At 62.0% G+C, this 14,791-nt stretch carries 14 protein-coding genes and 1 pseudogene; 5 read left to right on the top strand and 10 right to left on the bottom strand.

Going from position 1 to position 14,791, the window contains the following annotated elements:
• Nucleotides 1-14: 14 nt before the first annotated feature.
• The 6 genes from fapC to M8Q45_RS12580 form a co-directional block, all read right to left on the bottom strand.
• Nucleotides 15-977 (bottom strand): amyloid-like fimbrin subunit FapC, encoded by a 963-nt coding sequence (gene fapC / locus M8Q45_RS12605; RefSeq protein ID WP_249875025.1) that lies wholly within the window; start codon nt 975-977, stop codon nt 15-17.
• Nucleotides 978-1,037: 60 nt separating this feature from the next.
• Nucleotides 1,038-1,616, bottom strand: coding sequence for a fibril amyloid subunit FapB (fapB, locus tag M8Q45_RS12600; protein ID WP_249875024.1), 579 nt, complete (start codon nt 1,614-1,616; stop codon nt 1,038-1,040).
• A gap of 1 nt (nt 1,617) precedes the next feature.
• Nucleotides 1,618-2,064 (bottom strand): functional amyloid chaperone FapA, encoded by a 447-nt coding sequence (gene fapA / locus M8Q45_RS12595; protein ID WP_249875023.1) that lies wholly within the window; start codon nt 2,062-2,064, stop codon nt 1,618-1,620.
• 310 nt (nt 2,065-2,374) lie between these two features.
• Entirely contained in the window at nt 2,375-2,899 is a 525-nt protein-coding gene (locus M8Q45_RS12590; RefSeq protein WP_249877319.1) for an AAA family ATPase, read from the bottom strand.
• A complete protein-coding gene (pnuC, locus tag M8Q45_RS12585) occupies nt 2,896-3,459 on the bottom strand; it encodes a nicotinamide riboside transporter PnuC (RefSeq protein ID WP_249875022.1) in 564 nt (187 codons plus the stop codon). The genes M8Q45_RS12590 and pnuC overlap by 4 nt, the downstream gene beginning before the upstream one ends.
• 255 nt (nt 3,460-3,714) lie before the next feature.
• Entirely contained in the window at nt 3,715-5,349 is a 1,635-nt protein-coding gene (locus tag M8Q45_RS12580; RefSeq protein ID WP_249875021.1) for a methyl-accepting chemotaxis protein, read from the bottom strand.
• 270 nt (nt 5,350-5,619) lie between these two features.
• Between M8Q45_RS12580 and M8Q45_RS12575 the strand changes: the two genes are divergently transcribed.
• Both M8Q45_RS12575 and M8Q45_RS12570 read left to right on the top strand, forming a co-directional pair.
• Nucleotides 5,620-6,450 (top strand): undecaprenyl-diphosphate phosphatase, encoded by an 831-nt coding sequence (locus M8Q45_RS12575; protein ID WP_030142700.1) that lies wholly within the window; start codon nt 5,620-5,622, stop codon nt 6,448-6,450.
• A complete protein-coding gene (locus tag M8Q45_RS12570) occupies nt 6,447-6,869 on the top strand; it encodes a DUF1294 domain-containing protein (RefSeq protein ID WP_249875020.1) in 423 nt (140 codons plus the stop codon). The genes M8Q45_RS12575 and M8Q45_RS12570 overlap by 4 nt, the downstream gene beginning before the upstream one ends.
• A 157-nt stretch (nt 6,870-7,026) precedes the next feature.
• Here the strand turns inward: M8Q45_RS12570 and M8Q45_RS12565 are convergent, their stop codons facing one another.
• Entirely contained in the window at nt 7,027-7,377 is a 351-nt protein-coding gene (locus M8Q45_RS12565; RefSeq protein ID WP_249875019.1) for an MmcQ/YjbR family DNA-binding protein, read from the bottom strand.
• The gene (locus M8Q45_RS12560) at nt 7,374-8,282 is read right to left on the bottom strand and encodes a LysR substrate-binding domain-containing protein (RefSeq protein WP_249875018.1); all 909 of its coding nucleotides are present in this window, start codon (nt 8,280-8,282) and stop codon (nt 7,374-7,376) included. Before M8Q45_RS12560 ends, M8Q45_RS12565 begins: the two co-directional genes overlap by 4 nt.
• A 130-nt stretch (nt 8,283-8,412) precedes the next feature.
• Between M8Q45_RS12560 and M8Q45_RS12555 the strand changes: the two genes are divergently transcribed.
• Both M8Q45_RS12555 and M8Q45_RS12550 read left to right on the top strand, forming a co-directional pair.
• Nucleotides 8,413-9,021 carry an FMN-dependent NADH-azoreductase gene (locus tag M8Q45_RS12555; protein ID WP_249875017.1) on the top strand — a complete coding sequence of 203 codons (609 nt, stop codon included), beginning with the start codon at nt 8,413-8,415 and terminating at the stop codon, nt 9,019-9,021.
• 182 nt (nt 9,022-9,203) lie between these two features.
• Nucleotides 9,204-10,239 (top strand): annotated as a pseudogene (locus M8Q45_RS12550) (alpha/beta hydrolase family protein).
• On the opposite strand, the gene M8Q45_RS12545 reads toward M8Q45_RS12550, so the two are convergent.
• A complete protein-coding gene (locus M8Q45_RS12545) occupies nt 10,233-11,426 on the bottom strand; it encodes an MFS transporter (protein WP_249875016.1) in 1,194 nt (397 codons plus the stop codon). The pseudogene M8Q45_RS12550 and the gene M8Q45_RS12545 overlap by 7 nt on opposite strands.
• Before the next feature lie 472 nt (nt 11,427-11,898).
• Complete coding sequence (locus M8Q45_RS12540) at nt 11,899-13,485, bottom strand: ABC-F family ATPase (protein ID WP_249875015.1); 1,587 nt, start codon at nt 13,483-13,485, stop codon at nt 11,899-11,901.
• 403 nt (nt 13,486-13,888) lie between these two features.
• On the opposite strand from M8Q45_RS12540, the gene lpxO reads away from it, so the two are divergent.
• Complete coding sequence (gene lpxO / locus M8Q45_RS12535; protein ID WP_249875014.1) at nt 13,889-14,788, top strand: lipid A hydroxylase LpxO; 900 nt, start codon at nt 13,889-13,891, stop codon at nt 14,786-14,788.
• Nucleotides 14,789-14,791: the final 3 nt, after the last annotated feature.

Genomic DNA, 14,791 nt, shown 5'->3' with positions numbered 1-14,791 from the left:
CGTTTCATGCGCGTTTACATGCAAGCCTTGCAGCCGGCCGCAATCGACAGCGAATTGCTCTGCTGGTTGCCCACGCCCGCCGACACGTTGGCGCCGCCGTTGCCGGAGAAGCCGTTCATGGAGTTGGTCATGGTGGCGTTGTTGTAGACAGGGTTTTTCCAACCGTCGCGAGTCAACACTTGCTGGGTATTGCTACCGGCCAGTTCGAACGTGCCTGCGACGGAAATCTTGTCGCCATCATGGCCGCCGCCGTAGCCACCTTTGTCACCCCAGCCACCTTCTTCTTTGATGGTGCCTTTGGCCTTGAAGGAGCCCGAAGCTTCGTAGGTGTTGGTAAGGGTGTCGGTCTTGTAGTTCTTCACGCCTTTGTTGTCCACGACGAGACCGGTGGAGGTCTGGTCGGCCGAGGCCGAGGCCTGGGCGACGCGGCCACCCGACACAGCGATGGCCAGGTTGTTTTTCTGTTGGTTGAAGTTGCCGGCGGTCACGTTGATGCCGATGTTGCCGGAGCCGTTGTTGCCCGCACTGGTCAGCGAGGCGTTGTTTTGCGTGGAGTTGTTTGTCACATGGTTATTGTTATTGACTTGCGTGGCGCTGGACGCGGCGATAGCCGAACCGAAGATGAAGCTCTCGTCGGCGGTGGCCAGTGCGGCGGCGTTGTCTTGCTGGTTGCCATCGCCAGCGGCGATGTTGGCGCCCATGTTGCCATTGCTGCCATTGAGCGAGTCAGTGGCCTCGGCGGTATTTCGGGTCGCCTGGTTGGTCACTACGTTGCCGTCGCTGTTCTGCTCATCCAGCACCGTGGCCCCAGCGCCGGCACTGATGGAGAGCAATTGTTCCAGCGTTGGCCCTTTGGGACCATGGTTGCCATGGCCGTTGCCATGACCGTTGTTGTCGTTTCCTCCAGCCTGTGCAGCCATTGCCATGACAGCGGCGAGAGCGAAAACCAATGGTTTGAGCGCCATTGTAGGTTTCATGGTGTTTCTCCTTGCGTGTCGTTGGTTAAGTGTGGGTTCTTTCTTATGTGCTGCGCCGGGTCAGTCAGCGACCCGGATGCTCAGGGTGTTAGCCATGCGGTTCCCCACCCCGGCACTCTGGTTCACCTGGATCACCCCTCGGCTGCCGGTGAAGGCCTGGTCGCTGGTAGCGACCTGGCGACTGCCGGTTGGGGTTTCAGTTGCTCCGGAGTTCGGTACCAGCGCCACGTTCTGCTGGGAAAGGGCGCTGTCATCCATGCTCTGCGGGCGGGCACTGATGCCCACGCGCATGACATTGGCCATCTGGTTATTGGCGCCGGCGGACTGGTTGACGCCCAGCACGCCGTTTCCGTTGGTGAATGAGCTGCCGCCGATGCGCGCGCTGGCGTTCAGCGCCGGGCTGGCCGAGGTGTCGAGGCGTTGGCGTACGACGGTGGTCGCCTGGGCATCGGTGCCGATGGCGATCGCGCGGGTGTTGGTCTGCTGGGTCTGGTCGCCAGCCGCCTGGTTGAGGTTGAAGTTGCCGGTGTAGCGGCTGCCGGAATTCTGCAGGTCGGCATGGCTGCTCACTGCCACGCCTGGATCGGCGAGCGCGGCGGATGAGCCGAGCAGGGCGATCATGAGCCAGGTCGGGTTCATCTCACTGGCCTCCCGCCAGCCGACCCAATGGGGCCAGGCCGGAACTCAGCGAGCGGTTGATCGTGCCGGAAATCGCGCCGCCGCTACCGCCGCCGTGGCCGGCACCCATGCCGGGCATGCCGTTGGGGTTGGTCACGACGTTGAGGCCTTGTACGCCGGTGTTCGGGTTGACTGTGTTACGGATCGTCGAGCCGCTGGCCACGCTGGCGAATTCGCCGTCGCTCAGCTCGGTGCTGGCGGTCGCCTGGTTGATCCGGTCGGACGGATTGGCATTGACGGTGGTCGGGTAGGGGTCTTTGCCGCCATTTCGACCGATATGAACGGGTTGCACGTCACGGTTGAGTACGATGACGCCGTTGCCCTCGGCCTGCGCCGGCACACTGAGCGTCGCGCTGGCGGCGCAGCCGATCACCAACAGACAGATCAACCTTCCGTTGAATGTCCCCATGACATCGATTCCTTCTTCTCTGGACGCTGGCCCTAGTCAGCGTTGCGAAGAGGAAGAGCAGGTGTTGTGCCGTGTTTTGAAAAGTCTTTGGAATCAATGGCTTGAAAGATATGGCAATTGTCTGGCACGCAATCTGTTTCAATCCTGAGACGACGCGTGCGAGTCACGACAGGCCGCCCGCCCTCGTATGGCTCTGGATCCAGGCTCGGGAGGAGGGTGTTTCAGTGACTTGACAGTCAGCCCGATAATCACGTGAAGCGGCGTTGGATCCGGCTTTGGCGGGCGCTTGCTGTTTCAGCGATGTAACAGCTCAAGCCTGGAGTAGCCGGGAAACGGCCGCGAATACTTGCTCGCGACGTTGTGCCCAATCACCTTCGATCCTGACGAAAGTTTGCCGGTGGCGAACCAGCCAGCCTTCGATGGCTTCGAAAAAAGCCACGCGTTCGGCTAGCCCTGGCTGACAACGCAAGCCGTCACCGACCCATTCGACCTGCTCGGGACTGAGCAGCAGATGCAAGTCGTAATGACGCGCCAGCAAGGCCGGTTCGAGCCAACTCGGGCAGTCGCCGAACAAGGTCTGGCTCCAGAGGATATTGCTCAGCAGGTGAGTGTCGAGAATCAGCAGCGCCGGCTGCCGGGCGCGGGCCGCGTCTTCCCGGGCCAGTTGCCCGGTGGCGATGTCGGTGATGTCAGCCAGGCAGGTGTCGCGCTGCGTCTGCTCCATGAAGTCGCGCACGTACTCATCCACTCGCAAGCCGCCAAAGTGGGCCTGCAATTGCGCCGCCAGCCAGCTCTTGCCACTGGACTCCGGGCCGGTCAGCACCACCACTTTCATGCGCGCAGCGCCGGGTCGGCGCGCCATTCCCGCCAGCCTTGCACCGCCAGCAGGGTAAACAGGGCATAGAGCGCGGCGGTCAGGTACAGGCCTTTGTAGATAAACAGGCCCACGAAAATCACATCCAGGACGATCCACAAAGGCCAGCATTGCACGCGTTTCTGTGCCATCCACCATTGGGCAACCAGACTGAACCCGGTGAGCGCGGCGTCGAGCCAGGGTTGCGCGGCGTCGGTCCAATGGGCCATGGCCGCCCCCAGCGCCAGGCTGCCCGCCGCACCGATAGCCAGGCCGAGCGCCACCGACGAGCCTTCCAGGCGCGTCACCTGTCGCCCGTCATGGTGGTGTCCCGCACGGGTCCACTGCCACCAGCCATACAGTTGCAGGACGGCGTAGACGACCTGCAGCAACATGTCGGAATACAACTTCACGTCGAAGAAAATCCAGGTGTAAAGCAGCACCATGACCAGGCCGATCGGCCAGCACCAGGGGTTCTGCTTGACGGTCAGCCAGACAGCGATCACGCCGAGGGCTGCGGCAAACAGTTCAAGCCCGGACATGGCGGTTCCTTGGAGGCGTTGGGGAGGGCGGGGATTGTAAACGCTATGGGGCGCGGAGCTCCAATTTCAGTGCTGGACGCTATGGCGCTATTGCGAGCAGGCGCGCTCCCGCTGGGCCCTGTAGGAGCTGCCGAGCGAAGCGAGGCTGCGATCTTTTGACACTGAAACTCAAGCGCCTGGGAAAAGATCGCAGCCTCGCTTCGCTCGGCAGCTCCTACGCATCGAGGGCAAGCGCCCTCGCCACAGGGCTATGCTCTAGACCCGGAATTGCTTGAGCAAGCCGTTCAGCTGTTCGCTCAGGTCCTTCAGGCGCGCGCTGGCCAGGCTCGATTGCTCGGCAGCCACGGCGGTGCTGTGGGAGAGCCCGGCGGCCTGGGTGACGTTCTGGTTGATGTCTTCCACCACATGGGCCTGTTGCAAGGTGGCGCTGGCGATGGAGGCGTTCAGGCTGTTGAGGTTACGCAGGGCCTGGCCGATGGCATTGAGGCTGGCGCCCGCAAGTCCGGCCTGCTCGATCGTCAGTTGCGAAGCGCGGCTGCTGTCGCTGATGACCTTCACCGCCGCTTCGGAGTGGTTTTGCAGGCGCTCGATCATGGCCTGGATTTCGGCGGTGGATTTTTGCGTGCGCTGGGCCAGCAGGCGCACTTCATCGGCCACCACGGCAAAGCCGCGACCCTGTTCGCCAGCACGGGCGGCTTCGATCGCCGCGTTGAGCGCCAGCAGGTTGGTCTGCTCGGCGATGGAGCGGATCACTTCCAGCACGCTGCCAATCTGGGTGCTTTCACTGGCCAGGGTGCGGATCACCTCCACGGCCTGGTCGATGGTCTGGGACAGCCGGTCGATCTGTTGCAGGCTGCCGTCGATATTGACCTGGCCTTGCTGGGCCTGGGATTCGGCGTCGCGCATCTCGCTGGCCGCGTGTTCGGCGTTTTTCGCCACGTCCTGCACGCCATAAGTCACTTCGTTGATGGCGGTCGCCACCAGTTCCATTTGCTGCGATTGCTGTTGGCTGCGCTGCTGGGCCTGGGCGGCGTCGTTGCCCAGTTCGCTGGACGATTGCCCCAATGCGCTGGCCGAGACCTGCAACTGGCCGACGACCTGCCGCAGTTTCGCGGTGAACGCGTTGAAGTGCCGCGCCAATTGGGTGACTTCATCCTGGCCATGGGTATCGAGGGTTCGAGTCAAGTCGCTTTCGCCACTGGCGATGTTGGCCATGGCGTTTACGGTCTCCTGCAGAGGGCGGACGATGCTGCGTACGATCAGGGTCAACAGCAGGCCCATCAGCAACGTGATCACCAGGCCGACCAGCGAGGCCTTGATCAGTTGGGCCTGGAACTCGGCCTGGACGTCATCTATGTAGACGCCGGAACCGATGATCCAACCCCAGGGTTCGAACAGCTGGACGTAGGAGGTCTTGCCCACCGGCGCCTCGGCGCCCGGTTTCGGCCAGAGGTAATTGATCATGCCGGCGCCCTTGGCCTTGGCGATGGCGACCATTTCGTTGAACAGCGCATACCCGTTGGGGTCGCGGATGGCCGAGAGGTTCTGGCCTTCGAGCTTCGGGTTGGCCGGGTGCATGACCATGACCGGCGTCAGGTCGTTGATCCAGAAATAATCCGTCTGGTTGTAGCGCAGTCCGCGAACGGCGCTGAGGGCCTGCTTTTGCGCGGCCTCGCGGGTCAGGGTGCCCGCCGTTTCCAGGCCATGGTAGTAGGTGAGCACGCCGCTGGCGGTCTGCACCACGTGCTGGGTTTTCTGGACCTTGGCCTGATACAGATCGCTGTGGATCTGGTTGAGCATCAATGCGCCGAGCGTGAACAACATCACGACCGCCACGATCAGGATGAGCCACAAGCGTCGGCTGATCGATACACTGCGCAAGCTATTCATACGCTGTCACTCCGGTTTTTATTCTTGTCATATACGACGGCCGGCACTTTAACGCTCGGCGGCCCTGCTGAATTGACCTGGGTCATGACGCGGCAGCGTTATCAGGGCTTGTCTGATAGGATTTCGGCCCCGCAGCGCAAAACCTGAGTCGGTTCTGCTTTTTCATTGGTTTTTTTTGCAAGGTCGCGGTTATCGTGCAGCCGCTGCGTGCACCTGCATGACGTTTAAATAGTGATGAGGCCTGAACAGACAGGCCTTTTTGGGGGAAGAATGGATTTGTGGACGGCCTTTTCGGCATTGATTCTTGGCGTGGTTGAGGGGCTGACGGAGTTCCTGCCGATTTCCAGCACGGGGCACCAGATCGTCGTTGCCGACCTGCTCGAGTTCGGGGGCGAGCGCTCGATGGCCTTCAACATCATCATCCAGCTCGGCGCGATCCTCGCGGTGGTCTGGGAGTTTCGGCGCAAGATCTTCGATGTGGTGCTGGGCCTGCCGACGCAACCCGGTGCCCGTCGGTTTACCGCCAACCTGCTGATTGCCTTCTTTCCGGCGGTGATCTTGGGCGTGCTGCTCGCCGACTGGATCCACCATTACTTGTTCAACCCGATTACCGTCGCGACCGCGCTGGTGCTGGGTGGGTTCGTGATGCTCTGGGCCGAGCGGCGCCAGCACCAGGTCCACGCCGAAACCGTGGATGACATGACGTGGAAGGACGCCCTGAAAGTCGGCCTGGCCCAGTGCATCGCGATGATTCCCGGCACCTCCCGCTCCGGGGCAACCATCATCGGCGGCCTGTTGTTCGGCTTGTCGCGCAAGACCGCCACCGAGTTCTCGTTCTTCCTGGCGATGCCGACCATGGTCGGTGCGGCGGTCTACTCGGGCTACAAATACCGCGAACTGTTCGTCCCGGCGGATTTCCCGGTGTTTGCCATCGGCTTCATCACCGCGTTCATCTTCGCCATGATCGCCGTCAAAGGGTTGTTGCGGTTTATCGCCAGCCACAGCTATGCGGTGTTTGCCTGGTATCGGATCGCGTTTGGCCTGTTGATCCTGGCGACCTGGCAATTTGGCTGGGTGGACTGGTCAGCGGCCAAGCCATGACCGAATCGGCCAGGCGCGCCGCGCATAAAACCGGCGGGACCGTGCAGAACCTGCGGCTCAAGCTGATGGTGTTCGCGCTGCTGTGCGCGTTGCCGCTGCTGGGTTCGCTGCTGCTGGGGCTGCAAGGCGAGTCCTGGGTGCCGATGGTCGCCTATGGCAGCGTCAGCCTGGTGGCATTCCTGCTCTACTGGAGCGACAAGCGCAAGGCGCGGGCGGACGCCTGGCGCACGCCGGAAAATGTATTGCACGCCGTCGAACTGGCCGGCGGCTGGCCCGGCGCGTTGCTGGCGCAACAGGTGTTTCGCCACAAGACCCGCAAGGTGTCGTTCCAGGTGGTGTTCTGGTTCATCGTGCTGTTGCACCAGGGATTCTGGGTCGACCAGTTGTTTTTGGGCGGGCATCTGTTGGCGTTGTTCTGAAAACCACGCATCCCTTGTGGGAGCGAGCTTGCTCGCGATAGCGGTCTTCAATCCAATATTGATACTGGTTGGGCTGACCTCATCGCGAGCAAGCTCGCTCCCACAGGAATCCGCGATCAACCTGTGGGAGCGAGCCTGCTCGCGAATGATGCTTGCCCTACAGCAACAACCCAACCTGCGTACGCTTGGGCAGTCTGCTCACCACCAATTGATGGGAGCGCTGCAGCAAACCCCGCAGTTCGTCGTCGCCCAGTGGGTAGGGCACGTTCATGATGATCCACTGTGCCCGGGCCAGATAAGGTGCCGGGTGGATGCCTGGCCGGTCGCAATGACCGAGGAACAGGTCCTTGTCGACCTTGAACGCCAGCGAATCGCTGCGCAGGCCCTGCAGGGCGAACATCTTGTTTCCGGCGATGGAAAACACCCGCACGCCGCCCCATTTGTAATCCTCCCTGGCCCCTGGCAAGCCCAGGCAAAACTGTGCGACATCCTCTTCGCTCAAGCTCATATCGTTTTGTCTCCACATTGTTCGAACGCCGCCACCAGGTGATCGATCCAGGCGCGTACCGCCGGCAGCATACCGCGCCGGTGAGGATAGACCGCCTGCAACCAGCCATCGGGCGATGACCAGCCGGGCAGCAGCTCCACCAACCTGCCGTCCTGCAGTTCTTCTTCGCAATACATGCTGGGCAGCAACGTGAAACCCAGGCCGGCGAGGGCGCAGGCGCGGCGCACGATGAAATCGTCGATGCCCAGGCGCGCTTCCAGGGCCAGCTCGACATTTTGCCCGGTGCTGTCGAGCAGGCGCAGATGGACCAGCCGATCGGCCTCCAGCGCGCCCAACACCGGCAGTTGCCTCAGGTCGTCCGGGGTTTCGATCCGCCGTCCCTGGGTGAAGGCGGGGCTGGCGACCATCATCAGCCGGGCCTGGCGCAAGCGTCGCGTCATCAGCAACGGGTCTTCATCGCCAAGATCGCGCACGCGCAAGGCCACGTCGATGCCTTCGCCGATCAAATCCACCCGCCGGTTCAGCAGGGTCATCTCCAATTGCACTTGGGGATACTTGGCCAGGAAGGTTTCGATGATCGACGGCAAGAACTGATGCGCCAGCCCCACGGGGCTCGACACCCGCAACCGCCCGCGGGGTTCGCTGGACATGCTCGCCACTGCCTCGTCGGCCATTTCCGCTTCGAGCAACATCGCCTGGCAATGGCGCAGGTAGCGTTCGCCGACGGCGGTGAGCTTCAACTGGCGCGTCGTGCGTTGCAGCAGGCGGGCACCGAGGCGTTCCTCCAACTCGGCGATGCGCCGCGACAGCCGCGACTTCGGGATGCCGAGCAGGCGCCCGGCAGCCGCGAAGCCATCGGCTTCGACCACCTTGGCAAAGTAATACAGATCATTGAGGTCTTGCATGTCCGGGCTCGATTGTCCTGTCAGTGGAACGAACTATCGCATTATTGCTGACTTATCGGCCATTGGTTTCATCGATAGGATTGTCCTCAATTGATCGCCCAGCCGCGATCCTCACTTGGAGAGCACTCACATGAAACTGTTGCACATCGATTCGAGCATCCTCGGCGACAACTCGGCTTCGCGCCAATTGAGCCGTGAGCTTGTCCAAGCGTGGAAAGCCGCCGAGCCGGACATTACCGTCACCTACCGTGACCTGGCCGCCGACGCCATCAGCCACTTCTCCTCCCAGACTTTGGTTGCCGCCGGCACCAGCGCCGAGCTGCGTGACGCCGCCCTCAAGCACGAAGCCGAGCTCAGTGAATCGACCATGGCCGAGTTCCTCGCTGCAGACGCCGTGGTGATCGCAGCGCCGATGTACAACTTCAGCATCCCAACGCAGCTCAAGGCCTGGATCGACCGCATCGCCGTCGCGGGCAAGACGTTCCGCTACACCGAAGCCGGTCCCGAAGGCCTGTGTGGCGGTAAGAAGCTGCTGATCGTTTCCACCTCCGGCGGCTTGCATGCGGGCCAGCCAAGTGGCATCGGCCACGAGGAATACCTCAAGCTGGTCTTCGGTTTCCTCGGCATCACCGACATCGAATTTGTCCGCGCCGAGGGCCTGGCCTACGGTGATGACATGCGCGCCAAAGCCATGCATGAGGCCCAGTTGCAGATTGGCCAGCAGTTCGCCGCTGCGTAAGGCTTGCGTAAAAGCCCCAAGCATTACGGGCAACCTTCGCAAAACCCTGTATTCTCGTCGTCATTGGATGGCCGGGATGCAGGGTTTTCCTGCATTTGGCGCCGGTTCCTGGCGCAGGTTATGCACGGCCAATGTGCGAGCAGCGGGGCCTTCCCGCGCGCTGGTGAAGGTGGAAGATTCAAATGAAACGTCTTGGTGCAGCGTTGCTGCTTTGTCTGGCTACCAGTCTCGGTTCGGTGCACGCCGCGCCGGCACCGCATCCGCATTGGAGCGCCGGCTTTCATGAGCTGAGCTTCCTCGATCCGCTGGATCAACAGCCGATGCACGCCATCGCGTTTTACCCCTCGACTGCCCGGGAGCAATCCAGCTCGCTGGGGGGCTATCAGATCGATGCCGCGCCGGAGGCCCAGATCGCCATCGGGCGGTTTCCGCTGTTGATGCTGTCCCACGGCAACACGGGCACGCCGCTGGCCCTGCATGACCTGGCCACGTCGCTGGCTCGCAAGGGGTTCGTCGTGGTGGCGGTGATTCATCCCGGCGACAACGCCCAGGATCACAGCCGGCTCGGTACCTTGAGCAACCTGTGGTCGACCGATCCAGATTTCCGAGGCGATCACCGCGACATTGAATGACCCGATGCTTTCTCCCTTCGTGAATGCCGGGCAAGTCGGCGTCATTGGTTATTCGGCGGGTGGCGAAACCGCCTTGATCCTGTCCGGCGCCACGCCAGACCTCAATCGCCTGCGCCGCTACTGCCAGGAGCGACCGGACGACCGCGACGCGTGCAATACCCAAGGTGAACTGGTTGCCGATCGCGATGACCTGGCCCCGGTGGCGGATCCCCGGGTTCGGGCATTACTGCTGATGGCGCCACTGAGCTTGAAGTTCGGGCGTCACACCCTGGCCGACGTCCATGTGCCTGTGCTGTTGTATAGCGGTGACGGTGACAAGCTGGTGGCATTTGACAAGAACGCCGCCGCGCTGGCCCGCAAGCTCCCCACGGCGCCGGATTTCAAGACCTTGGCCGGGGCAGGGCACTTCGTGTTCCTGGCGCCCTGCACCGACGAGCAGATCGCGGCGATGCCGGCGCTGTGCACCGATGCCGACGGCGTCGACCGCAAGGACATCCATCGGACCATGATCACCGAAGCCACTCGCTTCTTCAGCGACGCCCTCGGCAAGCCGACGCGGGCCGGCTTGAGGACGGCAGATCAATAATCGGTTTTTTCGGCCCGACGCCTCAGCAGCAGGGCCAGTCCCAGGCCGACGACCGAAAGCAGCGCGGCAAAAAAGAAAATCGCGGGGTACCCCAGGTTCGACGCCACCGCGCCCATCAGTGGCCCGGCAATCGCCAATGCCAAGTCGAAAAATACCGCGTAGGCGCTCAATCCGGCGCCCCGGCTGCTGTTGGGCACCTGTTTGATGGCCTCCACCCCCAGCGCCGGGTAGACCAGCGACAGCCCGAAACCCGCCAGCCCCGCGCCGATCAAGGCGAACGCGGTGGACGGCGCCAGCCACAGCAACACCAAGCCCAGGGTTTCGATGCTCATGCAGACAATCGCCGAGCTGAAACCGCCGAAGCGGGCGATGCTGGAAATGAACAACAGCCGCGACAGGATGAAGCAAATGCCGAAGACCGTCAGGCACCACGCCGCGCCGGTCCAGCCGCGGCTGACATAGAACAGCGTAATGAAGGTGGTGAGCGTGCCGTAGCCGATCGAGGCCAGGCACAGGCTCGCGCCAAACGGTGAAATGCGCCCGAACACGGCCCAGAACGGCAGGCGCTCGCCGCGCACGACCGGCACCGAGGGTTTGTTGCGAATCAGCAGCAGCGCCATGCCGGCCAACAGTGACAAGGCGATGCCCAGGCTGGCGAAGCCGAGGCTGCCGACCATCACCACCCCCAGCGGCGCACCGATGGCGATGGCCCCGTAGGAAGCGATGCCGTTCCAGGAAATCGACCGGGCCGTGTGCTCCACGCCGACCTGGCCCATGCACCAACTGATCGTCCCGACGCCGATCAGGCCCTGCGCCACCCCCAGCAATAGACGACCGGCGATCAGGATCAACAGGCTTGGCAGTGCGAAGTCCTGCAGCAGTGTCGAGATCAATGTCAGCACGCCGCTGAGCAGAATCCCCAGCAAGCCATAAACGATGGCCCGCTTGGTGCCGACGCTGTCCGACAACCGCCCGGCCATGGGCCGGCTGAGCAGGGTGGCGAGGTACTGGGAACCGATGGTCAGCCCGGCGATGACCGCACTGAAACCCAATTGCTCATGGACATACCCGGGCAACACCGCAATCGGCAGGCCGATGCAGAGGAAGGCAATGAAGGTGTAGAAAACGATGGAGACGATCTGCAAGGTGATCGACAAGGAACTGGGAGCGGGCTGGGCTGTTGGCATGGGACTCGTTCGCGGGCAGCGGCAGGAGTGCTTCATCATGGCGTGTGACGGGAAGAAAAGGAAGCTGGCTAACGGTTGTAGAGCGGGATGACTGTGCCGACGCCATCGCGAGCAAGCTCGCTCCCACAGGGTTTGGGTGTACTTGAGTCCTGGGGCAGGCCCAAGTCCCGTGTGGGAGCGAGCTTGCTCGCGATGGCGGTGGGTCAGGCAATGGGATGCTGGTAGGAGTGGCTATTTCGTGAGCAAGCTCGCTCCCACAGTGTTTGGGTGTACTTGAGTCCTGGGGCAGGCCCAAGTCCCGTGTGGGAGCGAGCTTGCTCGCGATGGCGGTGGGTCAGGCAATGGGATGCTGGTAGGAGTGGCCATTTCGTGAGCAGGCTCGCCCCCACAGGGTTTTGTTGAAACGAAAAAGCCCCGTCACAGGGACAGGGCTTTTCACTTGCAGCTCGAAGCTTACAACTCGCGGCTGCTCTTAGAACATCACGCCCTGGCTGCGCAGGTAGTCATCATAGGTGCCGCTGAAGTCGACCACGCCGTCGGCGCTCAGTTCGATGATGCGGGTCGCCAGGGACGACACGAACTCGCGGTCGTGGCTGACGAAGATCAGCGTGCCCGGGTAGTTCTCCAGCGCCAGGTTCAGCGCTTCGATGGATTCCATGTCCAAGTGGTTGGTCGGTTCGTCCATCACCAGCACGTTCGGCTTTTGCAGGATCAGCTTGCCGAACAGCATGCGGCCCTGTTCACCACCGGAGATGACCTTGACCGACTTGAGGATCTCGTCGTTGGAAAACAGCATGCGGCCCAAGGTGCCCCGGATGATCTGTTCGCCCTGGGTCCACTGGCCCATCCAGTCGAACAGGCTGACGTCGTCTTCGAAGTCATGGGCGTGGTCCTGGGCGTAGTAGCCCAGCTCCGCGCTTTCGGTCCACTTGACCGAACCGGCGTCCGGCGTCAGCTCGCCCATCAGGGTGCGCAGCAGGGTGGTCTTGCCGATGCCGTTCGGGCCGATGATCGCCACGCGCTCGCCGGCTTCGACGGTGAAGCTGAAGTTCTTGAACAGGGTCTTGCCGTCGAAGCCCTTGGACATGCGCTCGATGGTCACGGCCTGGCGGTGCAGCTTCTTGGTCTGTTCGAAGCGGATGAACGGGCTGACGCGGCTCGATGGCTTGACCTCGGCCAGCTGGATCTTGTCGATCTGCTTGGCGCGGGAGGTGGCCTGCTTGGCTTTCGAGGCGTTGGCCGAGAAGCGGCTGACGAACGTCTGCAGTTCGGCGATCTGGGCTTTCTTCTTGGCGTTGTCCGACAGCAGTTGCTCGCGGGACTGGGTGGCCGCGATCATGTACTCGTCGTAGTTGCCCGGGAACAGGCGCAGCTCGCCATAGTCCAGGTCGGCCATGTGGGTGCAGACGCTGTTCAGGAAGTGCCGGTCGTGGGAAATGATGATCATGGTGCTGTTACGCGCCGTGAGGATGTTTTCCAGCCAACGGATGGTGTTGATGTCCAGGTGGTTGGTCGGTTCGTCGAGCAACAGCACTTCCGGATCGGAGAACAAGGCCTGGGCGAGCAACACACGCAGCTTCCAGCCTGGGGCGACTTCGGTCATCGGACCGAAATGTTGTTCCAGGGGAATGCCCAGGCCCAGCAGCAGCTCACCGGCGCGGGATTCGGCGGTATAGCCGTCCATCTCGGCGAACTCGGTTTCCAGCTCGGCCACGGCCATGCCGTCTTCTTCGGTCATTTCCGGCAGCGAGTAGATACGGTCGCGCTCGGCCTTGACCTTCCACAGCTCTTCATGGCCCATGATCACGGTGTCGATCACGGTGAATTGCTCGTAGGCGAACTGGTCCTGGCGCAGTTTACCCAGGCGTACGTTCGGCTCCAGCATCACCTGGCCACCGGACGGCTCGAGGTCACCGCCGAGGATTTTCATGAAGGTCGACTTGCCGCAACCGTTGGCGCCAATCAGGCCGTAGCGGTTGCCCGCGCCAAACTTGACAGAGACGTTTTCGAACAGTGGCTTGGCGCCAAACTGCATCGTGATGTTAGCTGTAGAGATCAAAGGTTTATCCTGCGGAACATTCAGAGTAGCTAAGGGTGCGGCAGTACCTGTTCAGTACCTGTTTGCGCCGATCCGCACCGCGCTAGAGGCTTCGCGGTCGCAAGCGCAAGGGTCCATCCGGCATAAGAGGACAGCAGCATACGGAGCGCCTGGCCCGAGTGCATATGCGCCGAAGTCGGGATTCCCGGCATCGGCCAAAGGGGGCGCGTGATATTTGGCGGCGATTGTACTGATCTGGGCGCGTTAACGATAGGGTGTTGCCCTGGCTAGACAGTTTTTCACAACTGAGGGATAACTTCAGGTTACAAACTGTGGCTAAAATGCCATCTCACTCGACGCCTCTCCCTTGCCGCTTGGCTGGCCTGGAGAAGCAGCCTCTTTACTTCTGGACCTAACCGATTCCGTGAAGCTCATCATCGTTGCGATCTATCTCCTCTCCATCGGCTATGTGCACCTGCGCGGACGCGTGCGGCACAAGCTCGGCCGTCAACTGAGTGACCACTCATCCTTTCTCGCGCCGATCAATTGCCTGCTGTACCTGTGTTCCAAATGGCCGAACAAGCCGTTTTTGAATCCCGCGCAATTCCCGGACTTGAGCCCGCTGCAGGCGCATTGGGAAGAAATCCGCGCCGAAGGCCAGAGCCTGCTGCAGGCGGGGGCGATCAAGCGTTCCGACCAATATGACGACGTGGGCTTCAACTCGTTCTTCAAGACTGGCTGGAAGCGTTTCTACCTCAAGTGGTACGGCGACAGCCATCCGTCGGCCATGAAGCTGTGCCCGCGCACGACCGAACTGGTGCAAGGCATCGGATCGATCAAGGCGGCGATGTTCGCCGAATTGCCGTCCGGCTCGAAACTGGTGCGCCATCGCGATCCGTATGCCGGGTCCTATCGCTACCACCTCGGCCTGCAAACGCCCAACGATGCCGGGTGCTACATCAATGTCGATGGCGAGACCTATCACTGGCGTGATGGCGAAGCGGTGGTGTTCGACGAGACGTTCATTCACTACGCCGAAAACACCACGCCGCAGAACCGCATCATCCTGTTCTGCGACGTGGAGCGGCCGATGAAATACCGTTGGGCCACGGCGTTCAACCGCTGGTTCAGCCGCACCGTCATGGCCGCCGCCGGCGCGCCGAATGATGCGGGTGACAAGACCGGCGGCCTGAACCGGGCGTTTTCCCGGCTGTACAAGATTCGCCTGCAAGGCAAGGCGCTGAAGAAACGCAATCGCAAGCTGTATTACTTGCAGAAGTGGGCGTTCTTTGGCGCGCTGCTGGCGATTTTCGTCTGGATCTGACGG

The sequence above is a fragment of the Pseudomonas sp. T1.Ur genome (assembly GCF_023516725.1).
Lineage (GTDB): Bacteria > Pseudomonadota > Gammaproteobacteria > Pseudomonadales > Pseudomonadaceae > Aquipseudomonas > Aquipseudomonas alvandae.
Note: the sequence above shows the minus strand (reverse complement) of the source record. Positions and strands in the feature narration are given on the sequence as shown.